The sequence below is a fragment of the Lysinibacillus sp. EB106-09-02-XG168 genome (assembly GCF_058791475.1).
In genome coordinates this window covers 3,406,906-3,424,978 of the sequence record NZ_JBYTDN010000003.1, presented here as the reverse complement: position 1 = coordinate 3,424,978, position 18,073 = coordinate 3,406,906, and the positions used below count along the sequence as shown (strand labels likewise).

The window sequence follows — 18,073 nt, the reverse complement described above, 5'->3', positions numbered from 1 at the left end:
TTGTTAAGTGTAACTTTAATTGCAGGAATATTCAGTTTGGAAAGGGGGCTTTTTTCTATGGAAATAAAAATAATCCCACCAAAAGATTATTTACAGGTACATCAATTAAGAGATTATTGTTTTCCTAATAAGTATACTGGTGCGCGTCGAGATGATTTTCATTATTGGGTTGAGCATAGCACAACATTAGGGGCTTACGATGAACATAAAGTAGTTGGACAGCTCCTAATATTGCCACTTAATATGACAATTCATGGTGAAAATTATGATATGGGCGGAATTGGCTTTGTTGCAACTTATCCTGAGTATCGACAGCAGGGGATTATCAAAAAGCTTATGACAGAGGCACTGAAAAAAATGCATGAGAATGGGCAAAGCATTTCTGTGTTAGCACCATTTTCTGTATCCTTTTATCGTTATTTTGGATGGGAATTATTTTTTGAGAAGCTACATTATACGATTCCGCAATCGATGTTTCCTGCTTTTGGAAAGCAATTGGACGTTGTAAAACGTATGAGCTTTGAATGGCCAGAGCGTGATCTTTTTCAGGTGATTAAGGATTTTCATAATGCACAAGCGCTTTTCAATAATGGAAGTATGCTTCGAGATGATGCGTGGTGGAAAAGAATAGAGAGAAGGATGCCTGATAGTCATTTTGCGGCATATTTTAACGATGATAAAATTGCAGGTTATATTCGTTATAAAATTAAGGATGAGACGTTTGAGATTCATGATTTTATTGCTGAGGACTTACTTGCAGAAAAAGCGATATGGCGTTTTATAACGTCGCATGCGGCGAGTGTAAGTAACATTGAGGGAGTTACCTCTAACAACCATCAATTTGGCTTCTATTTTAAAGAATCACAGTTTAAAAAGGAAGTCGTCCAAGATGTGTTGGTAAGGATCGTTGACGCTTTAAGGTTTATGCGACATTATCCGTGGGGTGATATTCAGGAGCCGCTATATATTCAAATTGAAGATACGTTTTGTAGTTGGAATGAACACGTATTTCAAATAAATAAAAGTGGAGATGTCTCGATAATCGAGACTAATTCTATCCCAGAAATGCATATGTTAACATTACCAATTAATCTTTTTTCAGCAATGATGGTTGGCTATTTAACTGTAAAGGATGCGGTTATGTATGCAAATAAACATTTGACTGAAGACATGATTGGTCGATGGCAGCTTGCATTGCCCTCTAATAAACCAGCATTTTATGAGTACTTTTAAGAAAAGCGTTCATGAATGAATAACTATTGGACAATTGGTTCTGAAAATTTAAACTTTTTTCTGGACTATACCACTTAAATGAAACCTTTCAGTAGTCTAGAACAACGATATAGCCCAGTTTTCAAAACCATTTCTTAAGGAAAAAAATAGTGTAAAAAGGATATTGTGGTATATACCAATAGGTGCTATTCTCAACTTAAGAAAGCGATTTCATACGTCTTTCAGCAAATGTCACGGAATTATGCCAAGGTAAAATTGATAAATATAATCGCTAGAAAGACGAACTTAAATCACGAAGAGGAGTGTTTAGATGAAAAACATTATGCTAGTGTGTGTAGCGGGAATGAGTACTAGTTTGCTAGTGTCGAAAATGCAGAAAGCAGCGCAAGAACAAAATATCGAGGCTGATATTTATGCAATTGCTGAAAGTGAGGTCGACAAAGTATTAGCTACTAAAATGGCGGACGTGTTGCTACTAGGTCCGCAAGTCCGTTACTTAAAAGGAACATTTGAAACGAAATATAAGGAAAATTTTCCGATTGATGTTATTAACATGATGGATTACGGCATGATGAATGGCGAAAATGTTTTAAATCAGGCGTTAAAGTTGATTGGTTAAGGGGCTACGGCAATGGAAGAAACAATTTTGATGGAATCTATTATGGGACTGATTGTGCACAGTGGTAATACGAAAAGTGAATGTATGGAGGCGATCCAGCTAGCAAAAAAAGGACAGATTCAGGAAGCAAAGGAAAAAATACAGCTAGCCAATGATTCATTGATTGAAGCGCATCATTCTCAGACGGCTTTACTGTCACAAGAGGCAAGGGGAGAAAAAGTAGAAGTGTCAATGCTGTTAATTCATGCGCAAGATCATTTAATGAATGCCATTACGTTTCGTGATTTAGCAACTGAAATGATTGAATTGTATGAACGAATCAAAGGGGAATAGGGGAATAGCATCAAACCTTGATGTCACAATAAAAAGTAAAGGGAGTGTGTGAAATGTTCCGTTTTTTAGAAGAAAAATTTGTACCAGTAGCGGCTAGAGTAGGAAATCAGCGTCATTTAGTTGCCATTCGAGATGGATTTATTACAATCATGCCATTGACAATTGTTGGATCACTTGCAGTTCTTGTCAATAATTTGCCTATCAAATTCTATCAAAATGCGCTCGATGCCATCTGGAAGCATGAAACTTGGACACAGTGGGGCGGCAATGTTTGGGGAGCAACATTTGGAATCATTTCTCTGTTATTAGCTTTCACAATTGCTTATAATCTTGCGAAAAGCTACGACAAGGATGGACTTTCTGCCGGTGTAATTAGCTTTTCAACTTATTTGACGTTTGGTACATTCGGTGAAGGTGGATTAACAGGGTTAACGACAGGTACAGGTGGTATATTTATTGCCATTATTATTGCGTTGCTGTCAACTGAATTATTTTGTAAATTGACTGGCAATCCTAAGCTGCTAATTAAAATGCCAAATGGAGTACCACCGGCTGTTTCAAAATCTTTCGCCGCATTATTACCTGCAATTATTACAATTGGTTTATTTGCTCTAGTTCGTACAATTATTTCGGCAGGCTTTGATATTCCTGATATTGTCGGTTCATTCTACTCAGCAGTTCAAGAGCCGTTTATGGGCTTAACAAATTCATGGATTGCGGCTTTACTTTTAGCATTCATTCCTACGTTTTTATGGACATTAGGTGTTCATGGTGCCAACATTATTGAACCATTTATGCAAACTATAAATTTACCAGCTATTGAAGCTAATGTAAAAGCGATTTCATCTGGTGAAATAGCACCATACATCGTAAATAAACCATTCTTTGATGCCTTCATTAATATGGGTGGTTCCGGTACGACAATAGCACTTATTATTGCCATTTTCATTTTCGCTAGAAAGAATAAGCAATATAATACCGTAGGGAAATTATCGGCGGCACCAGGGCTTTTCAATATTAATGAACCATTACTTTTCGGTCTTCCAATCGTATTAAATCCAGTGTTATTTGTACCGTTTATTTTGACACCAATGATTAACGTAACTATTGCTTTCTTTGCAACGAAGTGGGGCTTTGTGCCAGCAGCTACGGTTTCACCGCCATGGACAACGCCACCGATTATTAATGGATTCTTAGCAACTCAATCTTGGCAAGGAGCTGCCCTTAGTATTGTCTTAATTGTAATAGCGGTATGTATTTATTTACCGTTCATTTCAATGGCAAATCGTATGGCAAAGCAGAATGAACTACGAGCTGCTGAAGCAGAGTCTCAAAATGAACAGCAAGTTATAAAATTAGAGAATCAAAAAGTAGAAGTGTAATTGTGAACTAATGGAGGTATTTGGATTGAGAAGATTAGGGATTTCACTATATCCTCAGCATAGTACACTAGAAGATATGAAGCGGTATGTTCAGCTCGCTCATGACAATGGATTTGATCGAATATTTACATGTCTTATGTCGTTAAATAACGATCAGGAACGACAAAAATTACAGCAAATAAATAAATTTGCGCAGCAGCTTGGCTTTGAAATTTCTGCTGATATTGCACCAGCTGTTTTTGAAGATTTAGGCTTAACGTATAAAGATATTGGTTACTTTAAAGAACATTATCATTTAGCGGCATTACGCTTAGATATGGGTTTTTCTGGCCAGGAAGAAGCGTTTATGTCGCTCGATGCAAGTAATTTAAAAATAGAATTAAATATTAGTAACGGTACTAAATATGTAGAAAATATTTTATCTTATCAACCGAATAAAGATAATATTATTGGCTGCCATAATTTTTATCCGAGACGTTTCACAGGTTTATCACGTCAACATTTCTTACAAACATCTCAACAATTTAAAGCAAATCATATTCGTACAGCAGCCATGATTTCATCACAGCATGCGATGTTCGGACCTTGGGAAGAAACAGAGCATGGATTACCTACATTAGAAGAGCATCGTCATCTGCCAATTACTGTGCAAGCAAAGGATTTATGGCACACTGGCTTAATAGATGATTGTATAATCGGCAATATGTATGCTTCTGAGGAAGAAATACGTGCGTTAGGTCAATTAAATCGCCATAAGCTAGAGCTGAAAGTTAAGCAGTCTATTGAAACATCTATTTTAGAAGAAGCCATCCTTTTTAAAGAGCCACATTTTAATCGTGGCGATGTTTCGGATTATGTGATTCGTAGTACGCAATCTCGTGTTAAATATAAAAATGGTGACTTCCCTGCACATGATAGCCACCCATTAAAATTGGGGGATGTGACAATCGATAATAATTTAGATGTACGTTATAAGGGTGAGCTCCAAATTGTTTTAAAGGAAATGCCGAATGCCGGATCAACAAATGTTGTGGCAAGAGTTGTAGAAGAAGAGCGATTTTTATTAGCACATATTCAGCCTTGGGCATCATTTGGCTTTACGAAATGATTACAGAAGAAGGGATTAAGCCATTCGTTAATAGTGCTTAATCCCTTTTTTTATGGTTCATCACCTAAAGTCGTGGATGACATTTGTTATAACATATACTATGCAAATAAGTTGATTGGAGTGGAGACAGGGCGACTCCTAGGGGATTAGCGATAGGGGAACGAAGGCTAAGAGCATCACATCCTGTGATAACGCCTTCGTGACCAACATCCTGTTGCCCCGACGCCCCCAGGAAGCTCTGCTCTGCGCGAAAGCGAAGCGACAGCAACAAATGTTTTAACTGTGCGAAAGCGAAGCGACAGCAACAAATGTTTTAACTGTGCGAAAGCGAAGCGACAGCAACAAATGTTTTAACTGTGCGAAAGCGAAGCGACAGCAACAAATGTTTTAACTGTGCGAAAGCGAAGCGACAGCAACAAATGTTTTAACTGTGCGAAAGCGAAGCGACAGCAACAAATGTTTTAACTGTGCGAAAGCGAAGCGACAGCAACAAATGTTTTAACTGTGCGAAAGCGAAGCGACAGCAACAAATGTTTTAACTGTGCGAAAGCGAAGCGACAGCAACAAATGTTTTAACTGCGCGAAAGCGAAGCGTCAGCGGCAAAGCGCCCAGTTGGAACGGAAATCAACCACACGTTTTGGTATGATCCTTTTTTATTTTGATTAACAATGTTTTCGATAGTTACAACTACAATTAAGCCAGGGCGAAATTGAAAGAGAAGAAAGGAGCAAAGAGATATGTATGTATTAGGGATTGACGGTGGAGGAACGAAAACGTCAGCAGTGATTTGTGATGAGCTGGGCAATATTTATGCCAAAGTGGTAACGACTCGCAGTAATCCAACAGCAATGGATGTTCAATATTTTCAGTCAACGATTCATACTATACTGCAAAATTTACAACAACAAAATTCGCAAGTTTTTGCAGCCATCGATAGTTGTTTTGCTGGCATGGCTGGGGTCAAGGAGCTACAGGCTGAAGATGTTGTAGAATCGATAGTACGTCAATACGTTCCTAAAACAACAAATGTTTTTGTTGATAATGATGCTCTAATTGCACTTTATGCAGGCACACTTGGGCAGGCTGGTATTGTGCAAATTGCAGGGACAGGCGCTATTACGATGGGCTATGATCGTGAGCAACATTTTCATAGAGTTGGCGGCTGGGGTTATCTTTTTGATGATGAAGGCAGTGGCTATGATCTAGGTGTTCAAGTGCTGAAGGCTATTTTTCAAAGCTATGATGGACGAGGAGACCCAACAGCATTGACAGATGTAGTATTACGTTATTTTTCTGTAGAAAATGTACCACAATTAATAGAGCGTATATATGGAGAAGAGCATCCTCGGACAGTGATCGCACCGTTAAGTAAATATGTTTTTGACGTGGCAGCAAAAGGTGATCCTGTTGCTATTAAAATCATTGAGGATGCAAGTAAGAAGTATTATGTGGCGATTAAAGCATGTTACGCTCATATGACTTGGGAGGAAGGGAAAGTACTTGTTGTATTAGTGGGGGGCGTTTTTAATAATGAAGCATATTTTTTACCGAAATTACAGCAATTTGCACAAGCTGATGAGATATCATTGCAATTTATGACCCCAGTTTTACAACCAATCGGCGGGGCGGTAATTGCAGCTTTCAAGCAAGTAAATATTCAAATTGCTTCAGATTTTGTAGGGGATTTCCAGAGAAATTATGAACGCTGGAAATAACGAATTCTATTTGAAATACAGAAACCTAGAACATAAATCCATTTTGAAAAATATCAAAATGGATTTATGTTGTTATTTTAATTAATCTAGTATTAGTTTGTCTTTATTAAGTTTACTGCTAATACCATTAAGCCTCCAAGCCATATTTAGAGACTAAAGTATTTTGTTAGGATTACATTATAATTTTCACTTGATGAATATCGTGATAAAATGTAATATAGTTTTGATTTTCTTAGTATATGACTAGGTTTACTAATAAAAAATTCAATAGACGGAGAGTGTAAGGATGTTACATCAATTTTCACGTAATGAGCTCGCAATAGGAACAGAGGGACTCGAAAAATTAAAAAATACAACGGTAGCCATTCTTGGTGTAGGCGGTGTAGGTTCATTTGCTGCAGAGGCATGTGCACGAAGTGGTATTGGTCGCATTATTTTGGTAGATAAGGATAATGTAGATATTACAAATGTTAATCGTCAATTAGTTGCCTACCTTTCAACGGTCGGAAAATCTAAGTCAGGTGTCATGAAAGAGCGTATTGCTGATATTAATCCAGAATGTGAAGTAATTGATATGCATATGTTTTACACAGAAGAAACATATGAGCAATTTTTCGCACAAGGCATAGATTATGTCATTGATGCAAGTGACACAGTGATGTATAAAATTCATCTTATGAAGGAATGTTTAAAACGAAATATACCGATTATTTCTAGTATGGGTGCGGCCAATAAAATGGATCCTACTCGTTTCCAAATTGCGGATATTTCAAAAACGCATACGGACCCATTGGCTAAAGTAATCCGTACAAAATTACGGAAGGACGGTATTCATAAAGGAGTAACGGTTGTTTTCTCGGATGAGAGTCCAATTGTAGTTCGTCCAGATGTTGTAGAGCATGTCGGAAAACCGGATGCAGCTATCCGTAAAGCAAAAATGCCGCCATCTTCCAATGCCTTTGTTCCTTCAGTGGCAGGTTTAATTGCAGCAAGCTGGGTAGTGAATGCAATCGTAAAGGATGTAAAAATTACACGTGTACAAGGCTAATGCACTTTTGATAGAGTTGGTCGATAAATTCAATGATCATCGGTAAAATTAACAATATATATCGATAAAATTAAATAATTTCTCGATAAAAATAAAAATGGTATCTCATTAAGCATCAGTGGAAGAACGAAAATCATTATTAGTTATGGCGATGAACCATTTTATGGAAGCGGCTGTCTCGTTGAAGACAGCTGCTTTTTATATGTTACAATAAGAACATTGTAAAAAAGAGGTCTAAGATATTTGTTAGGTAGTTAATGAGGGAGAGACGGTCGCCTGAACGTTAGGCAGCTTCACATTAGGATTCCTCCAATATTTGCTGTAGAACCTATAAAAGGAGGCATTTTATGATGGAGCAAATCTATCAAATGGAATATAGAGGCTTAAATCTATTCGATGAAATTAGCACAGTTGAATTAGCTATAGATGAAGAAGGGCAAACAATACACATTTTTGATGCTGGACAGGTTGTTAGCCCTATTTTTAATTTTGATGTTTCGGCTTACGAGCTATCAGATGGTTTTTACAAAATGGCGGATATACTTCGGCATAAACGTATATTGACTAATCAGCAACCGGGTAATGAACTAACACTTAGTGAGTGGTTAATTACAAACACTGCCTATTTTTATATACCACAAAAAAGAATAAAAAAATATGCGCAAGGAAGTATAAAAGAAATAATTGATCGAACGAAAGAGCAATCTTTATTTGATGATTATGTTCAAAGAACATAATTTTACCAGAATAGTTCTCCTAACGTGCTCAAAATGCTATTAATTCACGAAATTGTCTTATTTTTTTCATGTGACCACTTCTCTATTTGGTTTATTGCTATAATTTGAATAAATTCCAATAGATAATAGATCAGTTTGTTTGGGATGTACACGACTGCTTAGGGAAGTAGAAATGGCGTTTAGAAAACAAATGAGAACATAGGAGAGTGGTAAAATGGAGATTCAAGTAATTCGTGATCATTTAGATATTGTAAAACTTCAGCAGAAAATGAATGATATTGTATTTGACTATTTGGATACATCTAATAATTATCCAAAGGCTATGAGAGAGCTAAATCCTTTATATACACAAGTTATAACATATTATAAAGAGTATTTAGACAATAGGGCAGGAGAATTACCAAGTGCAAATACATATTGGCATTTATTTATAGATTGCTGTGCAAAGCTTTGCTACTTTTTAGCGGCATCAACTTATTATTCATCCAATGAATTACAAAAAACACCTGAAAAAGTCGAGCAATTATTAACAATTGCAGCCTATTCTTTGCCTAGTATTGATCAGGAGGAGAATGAACAATTATTATCAGCGATTTTCGAACTTTATAGTGAAGTCGTAAAAGATGAAGAGAAAACTGTATCACTGCGAAATGCAGTACTTGAACAAAAAGGTGCAGTCAAACAATGTATGCAGCAATTTAAACTATTTGTTGAGCATGAATTTACGGAATAATGTAGGAGAGAGTTATTATCACTTATAGAAAATAGAATAACTGTTTAGAATCTGCTTACTTTTTGCGGTTAATCCAGCAATCCTTACAGCACGCTACTTTGCGAGGGATGATTGGGTTTTCTGATTGTTAAAGTTTTGCAGATTTTTTTGTTGCTGTTATTAGATTATTGAGAGAAGAACCGAATACTAGTGTTAAAATTTTGTTGTACGAAAATTAAAAAAAGGACTTTTTTCTTAAAAGGTATTTATAAATTTTTGTCGAAATATAGTTAAAAATTGAAAATCTATGCGTAAGATTTTTCATCATTGTTTTGTTAAAAGAAGTGGCGGCACAATTATGCCCCGAGGCATAATTGATTGGAAGGGGGCTGTTCAATGTTAATAAACGGTATTGAAATCGATTTAGCAAAATTAGAGAATCCACTCTTATTAGTAAGTGAGGATGAGGAATTATTATTTCTACGGCTTATACAACAAACACTCGAACATGAGCTTATTCAATGTGAATTAGCTCTCGCTACAAGAAAATCCATCTCATTAGTTAGAGATTTTTGGTTTGCATTGTATAAAGGTGGAGAAAAATTATATATCAACAGTGAACATGCGCTCCTATATCCAATTCGTTTAATCATATTCGAACTTGTTACACAAGCTGAGTACTTTAAACATTTGTCGAAAAAATCTATTGGCGATGAAAGTTTGTCACTTATTGATGCCATTATCCTAGTACAATTTGTCTTACGGTGGATAAAGGAACGGTTTAGTGAAAACAAGGAAGTGAATGAGGCATTAAAATTATTATATAGAACTACAGATGAAAATGCGGAGGAACAACTCTCTCCTTCAAGGGAGCAATCGATCGGTCAAGCGATTGCTGTAAAAGCAATTCGCTTTGAAGTACGGGAGAACTCTCAGGAATTTGCTAGTCTACTTTATCAAACATATAATTTTCTTCATTATTTACATGGTGAGCAGAAAGAGACGACTAAATTATCTGCAATTAGAGATATGGAAGATATATTGAACCGATTTTACAATAACCGTTACACAACAAATAAGGAGACTTTTACAGGATGATTGCTTAGAATCCTCTTGTTTTTGGAAAGTAAGGGAATGAAAAAAGGCACTTCTAGTTCAGATTGAAGCGCCTACTTTCATGAAAAAATAGTATATTATGATTTTCAGTTATGCTAATCAAGTAAAGATATTACTTTTCATCCTTATGAAAAGATTTAAGCTTTTCGTAGATTCCTGCCATTCGTTTTTCTTCACCTGCAATAACAGGTTTATAAAATTCTGTGCCTACTAGATTATCAGGTAAATATTGCTGGTCAACCCAGCCACCAAATGTGCCAATAGGGTTGTTGTGGGGATATTGATAGCCTACATGACCTAAATCTTTTGCTCCCTCATAATGAGCATCGCGTAGATGATGCGGAATATCGCCAGTTTTTCCTTTATGAATGCTGGCAATAGCGGCATCGATGGCTGCGATTGCAGAATTGGATTTGGATGCAAGGCACATTTCAATAACAGCACTTGCAAGCGGGATACGTGCCTCGGGTAGCCCTAAACGCTCTGCCGCTTGTACAGCCGCAAGCATATGTGGTCCTACATCAGGATTGGCAAGGCCTATATCTTCATAAGCCATCACAAGTAAGCGTCGACTAACAGCTACTAAATCACCTATTTCTAATAAATGAGCTAAATAAAACAATGCTGCATTCGTATCACTTCCGCGAACCGATTTTTGCAATGCAGATAGCAAATTATAAAAATGAGATCCCTTTTTATCACCATAAACACCAATTCTCCCGATAAGATGTTTAAGAATATGATCAGCAGCAATTGTTCGACCGTCGACTTCATCACTTGCATAATAAAGCGATTCAAGCAAAGTTAATGCCTTCCGAGCGTCACTATTAGCTGCTTCAGCAATTTGTTCAATTTGAGGATCTGTTAAGACAAATTGATGTTTACCTAGCCCGCGTTTCTCATCAGAAAGTGCATTTTTTATAAGTTCGATGATATTTTCTATCGTTAAACGTTGTAGTTGGTAAATTTCTCCGCAACGTGAGCGGATAGCGGGATTTACATCATGGTATGGATTTTCCGTCGTAGCTCCAATTAACACGATTGAGCCGTTTTCCACATGTGGCAACAAAGCATCCTGCTGTAATTTATTAAAACGATGAATTTCATCTAAAAAAAGAAGGACTTTTCCTGAGATTCTAGCTTCTTGTACAATATCCTCGACATCCTTTTTACCAGCGCGAGTAGCATTAAGCGCGAAAAAGGGAAGGTTCGAGCTTCCAGCTATGGCATTCGCTATTGACGTTTTGCCGATACCTGGCTCACCAAATAGTAGCATGGATGGGACATGCTCATTTTGAATCATTTTATAAAGAGCGGTATTAGGACCGATAAAATCTTGGTGTCCTACAATTTCATCAAGGGTTAAAGGACGCATGCGATAAGCGAGTGGTTCATTATGCATTGAAAATTCCCCCTTTCAACTGTTTTTATTGATTTTCAACTTATTTCAGCGGGTGTCATGTAATCGTGGCATAGTTGATTTGCTGAATGTTTTTTTCCTTAAAATAAAACGATAATAGTATTTTGCCTAACTATACTAAGGCGCAATTAATAGTATATCATAACCTCCTGAGAGTATTTCCGAGTTATACGAGAGGAGATTATGATATACTGTTTGTAGTATTTTTGACTAGACTATTTGAGGGTGATAAAATGAAAATTTCTACAAAGGGCCGTTATGGTCTAACGATTATGATTGAATTAGCAAAGCATTATGGAGAAGGACCTATTCCACTGCGAAAAATTGCTGCAGAAAAGGAGCTTTCTGAGGCATATTTAGAGCAATTAGTTTCACCATTACGTAATTCAGGCTTAGTGAAAAGTGTGCGCGGAGCATATGGTGGATATATGCTAGCAAATCCACCAAGTGAAATTTCTGCGGCTAATGTAATTAGTGTGTTAGAGGGTCCTATTCAACCAGTAGAAGGTATTGAAAATGAAGAAGCTCCTCAGCGAGAATTATGGCTTCGTATTCGTGATGCTGTGAAAAATGTATTAGATACAACGACAATTGAAGATTTAGCACAATATACAGAGGAAAATGTAGCGGAAGGCTATATGTTCTACATTTAAAATATCTAGGCTAAAGAACAGCTCCTTGCTCAATGGAATGGAGATGAATCTTTAGCGCTTTTCGTACAAAGGAGTTTTCAACATGAATTCATATATTTATCTCGATCATGCTGCGTCTTCACCAATGAATGACGACGTAATAAACGCTATGACTACAGCAATGCAACAAGTCTATGGGAATGCATCAAGTATTCATGGGATCGGTCGAGAGGCGCGCAAATATTTAGATGATGCACGTGAAATACTTGCCAAATCTATTGGTGCTCAACCTGGGGAAATTATTATAACAAGTGGTGGAACAGAGGCGGATAATACGGCTATCTTTGGCACTGTTTATGCACAGGCTGCTGAAGGGAAGCACATCATTACTACACAAATTGAACATCACGCGGTGTTACATACTTGTGAAAAGCTTGAGCGAGATGGCTTTGATGTGACATATTTACCGGTAGATGAAAATGGACGTGTTTCTGTAGAAGACGTTCAAAATGCATTGCGTGAGGATACAATTTTAGTAACGATCATGTACGGTAATAATGAAGTCGGTACAATTCAACCAATTGTTGAAATTGGTAATTTGCTACGCGAGCATAAGGCTGTTTTCCATACAGATGCTGTTCAAGCATATGGTTTAGAGTCAATTAATGTTGCTGATTTACATGTTGATTTACTAAGTGTTTCCGCACATAAAATTAATGGGCCTAAAGGTATTGGTTTTCTATACCAAAAAGCCGGAATACCATTCACTAGCTATGCATTAGGTGGCGCACATGAGAAAAAACGTCGTGCAGGTACTGAAAATGTGCCCGCTGTGATTGGCTTTGCAACTGCAGTGCAAATTGCAAATGAGTTGCGAGAAGAGAAGCGTGCGCTATACAATCGCTTTAAGCAAATTATGCTGGATGTTTTCACGAAGGAAAATCTAGCATTTCATGTGAATGGCGAGTTAGAAAATACGCTCCCACACGTTTTAAATGTAAGTTTTTCTGGTATGGAAGTAGAGTCATTCCTTGTAAATCTGGATATGGCAGGTATTTGCGTTTCTAGTGGTTCTGCATGTACTGCTGGCTCCATTGATCCATCACACGTATTAGTTGCGATGTTTGGTCAAGATACAGAGGAGTTACGTAACTCAATTCGTTTTAGCTTCGGTCAAGGTTTAACAGAAGCTGATGCACAACATGCGGCAGAAAAAACAGCAGCGATTGTGAAAAGACTCTCGAAAAAGTAGTTTGCTGAAAAATTCAGGCGTGTTGATTAGGAAAAAACATGTTTATTATTGAGTGATAAAAGGATTTTATTATTGCCAATTTAACTGATTGTAACGTAGGGCTACTCGAATGCTCCTGTCGCTTCGTATTCGTCGCAGAGCAAAGCTTCCCACGGGAAAGCGAATAACCCGTAGCGGAAATCAGATGATCTGAATGGTTAATCAACACACTGTTAATGGAATTTAAATAAAAGAAAAGGTGACCATAATGAAAGAAACACGTGACCCCTCACAAATTCGTGTTGTTGTCGGCATGTCGGGTGGGGTAGATTCTTCGGTTGCTGCATATTTATTGAAACAACAAGGATATGAAGTAATCGGGATATTTATGAAAAACTGGGATGATACAGACGAAAATGGCGTTTGTACAGCTACAGAAGACTATGATGATGTTATTAAAGTATGTAATCAAATCGGTATTCCTTATTATGCTGTGAATTTTGAAAAGCAATATTGGGATAAGGTTTTCACTTACTTTTTAGAAGAATATAAAGCAGGACGTACACCAAATCCTGATGTTATGTGTAATAAGGAAATTAAATTTAAAGCGTTTTTAGAGCACGCGATGGATCTTGGAGCTGATTATTTAGCGACCGGTCACTATGCTCGAGTTGATCGAAGTGGTGATGGCGAAGTAAAAATGCTTCGTGGTATTGATAATAATAAAGATCAAACGTATTTCTTAAACCAATTATCACAGGAACAATTGTCACATGTAATGTTCCCAATTGGACATATTGAGAAAAAGGAAGTCCGTAAAATTGCGGAGGAAGCTGGGTTAGCTACAGCGAAGAAAAAAGATTCAACAGGAATTTGCTTTATTGGAGAGCGTAATTTTAAAGAATTCTTAAGTCAATATTTACCAGCGCAACCTGGTAAAATGGAGACGATGGATGGCGTTGTAATGGGCCAGCATGATGGATTAATGTACTATACGCTTGGTCAACGTCATGGTCTTGGAATTGGTGGCGACGGTGAACCTTGGTTCGTGTTAGGAAAAGATTTGGAGCGCAATGTGCTGCTAGTTGGACAAGGTTTCAATAATGATTCATTATTTTCTACTTCACTTACTGCTGTGAAAATGAGCTATACTTCGACAAAAAAATTGCCCGGGAAATTTTCATGCACAGCAAAATTCCGTTATCGTCAAACAGATACACCAGTAGAAGTGGAAATTTTAGAAGATGGACGTACACATATTACGTTTGCTGAGCCAGTACGTGCGATTACACCTGGACAAGCTGTAGTACTATACGACGGTGAAGAATGTTTAGGTGGCGGTACAATCGACGAAGTCTTTAAAAATAACGAAAAACTAACATATGTAGGTTAATTAGCGAAAAGACTGCTTATACTACTTTTTCTGAAGCCTATAGAAATAAAGCAGTCTTTCGCTACATAGAGGTGAAGAAAAACAATGAATTTTAACGAGCAGGGCATTCAAGCCTTTCAAGAAAAGCGCTACGAGGATGCTGCACAACTTTTTACACAAGCAATTGAAGCAGAACCAGGAAACCCAATTGGTTATGTGAATTTTGGAAATCTCTTAGCGGTTTTAGAGGATACTGAACGTGCAGAACGCTTCTTTCAAAAAGCTATCACTGTTGATGAAACGGCAGCAACTGCTTATTATGGTTTAGCAAATTTATATTATAACGCTGAACGATATGCGGAGGCAGTAAAGCTTTATGAACAAGCGCTAAAGCATAAAATTGAAGGCGCAGATGTGTATTATATGATGGGCAAATGCTTTGAGCGAATGGAAAATCCGAAGCTTGCACTGCCATATTTACAACGAGCTTCAGAGCTTGCACCAGAAGACACACAAATTCGTCTAGCATATGCAATCGTGCTATGTGCGCTAGAAATGTTCGTAGAAGGTAAAAAAGAATTAGATGATTTGATCGAGCAGGATTGGAATAACGCAGATGCACATTATAATTTGGGTGTACTATATGCGGTATCTACTGAGCAAACAGAAGATGCTATGTACCACCTAAAACAAGCCTTTACGTTACAGCCAGAATACGACCAAGCACGTTATCTTTATGATATGATTGCACAACGCTTTAATTAAAATATTAAAAGCTCTTAAAACACGAAAAGGATGCCGAAAATACGTTGGCATCCTTTTGTGTTGCTGAAAAATGAGACAAGGCTGTTTTCAACTAACGCCTCTAAACGTATAAGTACATTTTTTCACAAATCTACCCTATTAATTTCTTTACACCTGTTATTAAAATTGCAATTAACAATACAATCAGGCCATTAATCATCAGAATGTACCCTATTTGCAAACCATAAAAAATTGCAAAGGAATCATTAATAATAGCTATTGCTAATAAACTTCCTGCTCCCCCAAATGCTATAGCTAAACCTAATATAGTTAAGGCGGCAGAATATACACTTTTCTTCTTTAAAAACACAAAGAATCCTATTATGTTAGCAACAATTGTAAGTATAAATATGAGAATTGTGAAGAAATCCATTATTTCACTCCTTTAATAAACTATGTTAATTCCTGTTTAAATTATATAATAATTACAATTTTTTTATAAGAAGCTACGAAATAAAGAAGCCAAGCCCGAGGAAAGCTCCAATGCGGAGTGGTCATGTAGACAAATTGAAAGGATGCCAAAATTATTTCAGCATCCTTGTTGATTTTAGTCTTTATTGTCCTTAGAAGGATAATCAAATGGTAGTTGATAAATATATTGTGCTAAATGTGCAATTGGAGCAGCATCTAACAATGAAGGTTCTGCTTCGTTCGCTTTTAAAATATTAATTTCTTTATTTAGTCGTTCCATCTTTCGATCCAGCTTAGCTACTTGAATAGCAGCTTCCTTCAATTCAAAACGGATATGTTCAGGTACTTCTTTGTTGTATTTGTAATAGATTTTATGTTCAAGACTAGCCCAGAAGTCCATTGCAATGGTACGAATTTGTATTTCTGCATATACCTTCTCCATATGATCAGACATAAAAATAGGGATTTTTATTATAAGATGCAAGCTTTGGTAACCATTTCCTTTTGGCGATGCAATATAATCTTTTACCTCTACAACTTCAATATCATTTTGTGCCTGTATCATCGCACTCACTTTATAAATATCTTCTACAAAAGAGCATGTAATTCTGATACCTGCAATATCACGAATGTTATCACGAATCGTTTCAATAGATGGCTCAAGGTTATTTTTCTTCATTTTCAATAATATACTTTTAGGTGATTTTACTCGAGTTGTTAAATGCTCGATCGGATTATATTCATGAATTAGCTGAAATTCTTCTTGTAAAATATTTATTTTTGTTTCTATTTCCTGCAAGGCGAATTTATAAACTAAAAAGAAGCGTGTTAAATCTGTTTGTAAAGTTTTTAGAGTAGTTGCTTCAAGTTCATTTTTCATATTTTGTTAAATCCTTTCTTAATATTATGCGCTAACGAAGTAATAATATTATTTAACATTTTCAATACTAGCTTATCAAAAATAGCTACTAAATAGAAATAAGTGCTCTGAATCTATGTATAGTATCCTAATTTCATAAATTTACATTGGAAAATTAAAAAAGGGGGATGTTTAGTCCCCTTAGTTAAGCGATAATTTCAATATGCAACGGAAGAGAATGGTCATCCGTATTTACTATCTATAATGCGTTCTAAATTTATTTTTTGAAAAGAAAAACGGTATCCTTTTATATTAACTTCATAATACCCCGTCTCTTTTGCAATAATCCATCACGTCTGAATAAGGTAAATTTCCACCAAAAATTGAAAGAGCGCTACCTATCGTAACGTGAAGCTTACCATTTGAAATATTTTCAAATCTCTTTAAGTCGTCTAAAGATCGAACGCCACCAGCATATGTTGTTGGAATCGTTGTCCAAGTAGTTAAATCATGCACTAAACTTTCCTGCATACCGCCTTTTTTTCCTTCCACATCAACAGCATGAATAAGTAGTTCATCACAGAAATTTTCGATAAATGCAATAGACTCAGCATTTACTTCAAAATCACTAAACTTTGTCCATTTATCAGTAACAACAAACCATTTTCCATCGCGCATACGGCAGCTTAAGTCGATGACAAGATGTTTCATACCAATATTTTGTACTAATTGCTTGAGTCGATCTAAATGGAGCTTACCATCATTGAATATAAATGATGTAACAATAACATGAGTAGCGCCTGCATCGATAAACTTTTTTGCATTTTCTGTCGTGATGCCGCCGCCAACCTGCAATCCTTGAGGATATGCTGCTAATGCTGCTAATGCTGCCTCTTCGTTTCCATCACCTAGCATAATGACGTGACCACCTGTTAATTGATCCTTGGCAAACATTTTTGCATAATAACTAGAGTCATGATCGGAAATAAAGTTCTCGATAACTTCTTGATCTATATGACCTAGTGTGCTGCCAACAATTTGTTTTACTTTGCCATCGTGTAAATCGATGCAAGGTCTAAATTCCATTAGCTTCACAATCCTTCCGTGCAATAACTTCACCTCTATCATAGCATGGAAAGGGTGATAATAACTGTGAATTGTCAGTTATCAGAATATTCTTCCGGCAAGTGTTTTTGTAGCGAACGATAATGGTCCACTAACAGAAGTATCCTGTTGTATCCAAACATTCGCAACTTAGGATAGAACTTCACATCCAGTAAAAACGCCAAGTCCTTTGGCTTTACCGAAATGACCGCATTGTGTCTGCCCTCATGCAAATC

The 18,073-nt window shown here is 36.7% G+C and carries 18 protein-coding genes; 14 read left to right on the top strand and 4 right to left on the bottom strand.

The features are described from left to right. Window positions 1–57 precede the first annotated feature (57 nt). From AC3WSO_RS17530 to AC3WSO_RS17485, 10 genes are all read left to right on the top strand, one after another. Window positions 58–1,233: a GNAT family N-acetyltransferase gene (locus AC3WSO_RS17530; protein ID WP_492532593.1), complete on the top strand. Its 1,176-nt coding sequence runs from the start codon at window positions 58–60 to the stop codon at window positions 1,231–1,233. 310 nt (window positions 1,234–1,543) lie between these two features. Further along, complete coding sequence (locus tag AC3WSO_RS17525; RefSeq protein WP_197145023.1) at window positions 1,544–1,852, top strand: PTS sugar transporter subunit IIB; 309 nt, start codon at window positions 1,544–1,546, stop codon at window positions 1,850–1,852. 12 nt (window positions 1,853–1,864) lie between these two features. Further along, the gene (locus AC3WSO_RS17520; RefSeq protein ID WP_492532591.1) at window positions 1,865–2,185 is read left to right on the top strand and encodes a PTS lactose/cellobiose transporter subunit IIA; all 321 of its coding nucleotides are present in this window, start codon (window positions 1,865–1,867) and stop codon (window positions 2,183–2,185) included. A 53-nt stretch (window positions 2,186–2,238) separates the two neighbouring features. Continuing rightward, window positions 2,239–3,567, top strand: coding sequence for a PTS sugar transporter subunit IIC (locus AC3WSO_RS17515; protein WP_492532590.1), 1,329 nt, complete (start codon window positions 2,239–2,241; stop codon window positions 3,565–3,567). 25 nt (window positions 3,568–3,592) lie between these two features. Further along, window positions 3,593–4,675, top strand: coding sequence for a DUF871 domain-containing protein (locus tag AC3WSO_RS17510; RefSeq protein WP_492532588.1), 1,083 nt, complete (start codon window positions 3,593–3,595; stop codon window positions 4,673–4,675). A 738-nt stretch (window positions 4,676–5,413) separates the two neighbouring features. Next, the gene (locus AC3WSO_RS17505; RefSeq protein WP_492532586.1) at window positions 5,414–6,391 is read left to right on the top strand and encodes an N-acetylglucosamine kinase; all 978 of its coding nucleotides are present in this window, start codon (window positions 5,414–5,416) and stop codon (window positions 6,389–6,391) included. 286 nt (window positions 6,392–6,677) lie between these two features. Then, window positions 6,678–7,439, top strand: a complete 762-nt coding sequence (locus AC3WSO_RS17500) for a tRNA threonylcarbamoyladenosine dehydratase (RefSeq protein WP_492532585.1) — start codon at window positions 6,678–6,680, stop codon at window positions 7,437–7,439. A gap of 347 nt (window positions 7,440–7,786) precedes the next feature. Further along, complete coding sequence (locus AC3WSO_RS17495) at window positions 7,787–8,176, top strand: hypothetical protein (RefSeq protein WP_241747222.1); 390 nt, start codon at window positions 7,787–7,789, stop codon at window positions 8,174–8,176. A 214-nt stretch (window positions 8,177–8,390) separates the two neighbouring features. After that, a complete protein-coding gene (locus AC3WSO_RS17490; RefSeq protein ID WP_492532583.1) occupies window positions 8,391–8,909 on the top strand; it encodes a hypothetical protein in 519 nt (172 codons plus the stop codon). Between the two features lie 375 nt (window positions 8,910–9,284). After that, window positions 9,285–9,986 carry a hypothetical protein gene (locus AC3WSO_RS17485; RefSeq protein WP_492532582.1) on the top strand — a complete coding sequence of 234 codons (702 nt, stop codon included), beginning with the start codon at window positions 9,285–9,287 and terminating at the stop codon, window positions 9,984–9,986. A gap of 130 nt (window positions 9,987–10,116) precedes the next feature. Here AC3WSO_RS17485 and AC3WSO_RS17480 read toward each other — a convergent pair whose 3' ends face one another. Next, window positions 10,117–11,406, bottom strand: a complete 1,290-nt coding sequence (locus tag AC3WSO_RS17480; RefSeq protein ID WP_492532580.1) for a replication-associated recombination protein A — start codon at window positions 11,404–11,406, stop codon at window positions 10,117–10,119. Between the two features lie 251 nt (window positions 11,407–11,657). Here AC3WSO_RS17480 and cymR point away from each other — a divergent pair, with 251 nt between their 5' ends. From cymR to AC3WSO_RS17460, 4 genes are all read left to right on the top strand, one after another. Further along, window positions 11,658–12,077 carry a cysteine metabolism transcriptional regulator CymR gene (gene cymR, locus AC3WSO_RS17475; RefSeq protein WP_053484768.1) on the top strand — a complete coding sequence of 140 codons (420 nt, stop codon included), beginning with the start codon at window positions 11,658–11,660 and terminating at the stop codon, window positions 12,075–12,077. A gap of 82 nt (window positions 12,078–12,159) precedes the next feature. Further along, a complete protein-coding gene (locus AC3WSO_RS17470; RefSeq protein ID WP_492532578.1) occupies window positions 12,160–13,308 on the top strand; it encodes a cysteine desulfurase family protein in 1,149 nt (382 codons plus the stop codon). A 247-nt stretch (window positions 13,309–13,555) separates the two neighbouring features. Further along, entirely contained in the window at window positions 13,556–14,680 is a 1,125-nt protein-coding gene (gene mnmA, locus AC3WSO_RS17465; RefSeq protein WP_427486960.1) for a tRNA 2-thiouridine(34) synthase MnmA, read from the top strand. An 84-nt stretch (window positions 14,681–14,764) separates the two neighbouring features. Beyond that, window positions 14,765–15,424 carry a tetratricopeptide repeat protein gene (locus AC3WSO_RS17460; protein ID WP_492532576.1) on the top strand — a complete coding sequence of 220 codons (660 nt, stop codon included), beginning with the start codon at window positions 14,765–14,767 and terminating at the stop codon, window positions 15,422–15,424. Window positions 15,425–15,554: 130 nt separating this feature from the next. Here AC3WSO_RS17460 and AC3WSO_RS17455 read toward each other — a convergent pair whose 3' ends face one another. The 3 genes from AC3WSO_RS17455 to hisA all read right to left on the bottom strand — a co-directional run bounded on the left by AC3WSO_RS17455 (window position 15,555) and on the right by hisA (window position 17,819). Then, window positions 15,555–15,836, bottom strand: coding sequence for a 3-isopropylmalate dehydrogenase (locus AC3WSO_RS17455; protein WP_492532575.1), 282 nt, complete (start codon window positions 15,834–15,836; stop codon window positions 15,555–15,557). Between the two features lie 174 nt (window positions 15,837–16,010). After that, window positions 16,011–16,754 carry a GTP pyrophosphokinase gene (locus AC3WSO_RS17450; RefSeq protein ID WP_492532573.1) on the bottom strand — a complete coding sequence of 248 codons (744 nt, stop codon included), beginning with the start codon at window positions 16,752–16,754 and terminating at the stop codon, window positions 16,011–16,013. A gap of 297 nt (window positions 16,755–17,051) precedes the next feature. Then, window positions 17,052–17,819, bottom strand: a complete 768-nt coding sequence (gene hisA / locus AC3WSO_RS17445; protein ID WP_492532571.1) for a phosphoribosylformimino-5-aminoimidazole carboxamide ribotide isomerase — start codon at window positions 17,817–17,819, stop codon at window positions 17,052–17,054. Between the last annotated feature and the right edge of the window lie 254 nt (window positions 17,820–18,073).

Coding starts and splice junctions, on each gene's coding strand:
- AC3WSO_RS17530 (WP_492532593.1), top strand. CDS start 58: ATGGAAATAAAAATAATCCCACCAAAAGATTATTTACAGGTACATCAA.
- AC3WSO_RS17525 (WP_197145023.1), top strand. CDS start 1,544: ATGAAAAACATTATGCTAGTGTGTGTAGCGGGAATGAGTACTAGTTTG.
- AC3WSO_RS17520 (WP_492532591.1), top strand. CDS start 1,865: ATGGAAGAAACAATTTTGATGGAATCTATTATGGGACTGATTGTGCAC.
- AC3WSO_RS17515 (WP_492532590.1), top strand. CDS start 2,239: ATGTTCCGTTTTTTAGAAGAAAAATTTGTACCAGTAGCGGCTAGAGTA.
- AC3WSO_RS17505 (WP_492532586.1), top strand. CDS start 5,414: ATGTATGTATTAGGGATTGACGGTGGAGGAACGAAAACGTCAGCAGTG.
- AC3WSO_RS17500 (WP_492532585.1), top strand. CDS start 6,678: ATGTTACATCAATTTTCACGTAATGAGCTCGCAATAGGAACAGAGGGA.
- AC3WSO_RS17495 (WP_241747222.1), top strand. CDS start 7,787: ATGATGGAGCAAATCTATCAAATGGAATATAGAGGCTTAAATCTATTC.
- AC3WSO_RS17490 (WP_492532583.1), top strand. CDS start 8,391: ATGGAGATTCAAGTAATTCGTGATCATTTAGATATTGTAAAACTTCAG.
- AC3WSO_RS17485 (WP_492532582.1), top strand. CDS start 9,285: ATGTTAATAAACGGTATTGAAATCGATTTAGCAAAATTAGAGAATCCA.
- AC3WSO_RS17480 (WP_492532580.1), bottom strand. CDS start 11,406: ATGCATAATGAACCACTCGCTTATCGCATGCGTCCTTTAACCCTTGAT.
- cymR (WP_053484768.1), top strand. CDS start 11,658: ATGAAAATTTCTACAAAGGGCCGTTATGGTCTAACGATTATGATTGAA.
- AC3WSO_RS17470 (WP_492532578.1), top strand. CDS start 12,160: ATGAATTCATATATTTATCTCGATCATGCTGCGTCTTCACCAATGAAT.
- mnmA (WP_427486960.1), top strand. CDS start 13,556: ATGAAAGAAACACGTGACCCCTCACAAATTCGTGTTGTTGTCGGCATG.
- AC3WSO_RS17460 (WP_492532576.1), top strand. CDS start 14,765: ATGAATTTTAACGAGCAGGGCATTCAAGCCTTTCAAGAAAAGCGCTAC.
- AC3WSO_RS17455 (WP_492532575.1), bottom strand. CDS start 15,836: ATGGATTTCTTCACAATTCTCATATTTATACTTACAATTGTTGCTAAC.
- AC3WSO_RS17450 (WP_492532573.1), bottom strand. CDS start 16,754: ATGAAAAATGAACTTGAAGCAACTACTCTAAAAACTTTACAAACAGAT.
- hisA (WP_492532571.1), bottom strand. CDS start 17,819: ATGGAATTTAGACCTTGCATCGATTTACACGATGGCAAAGTAAAACAA.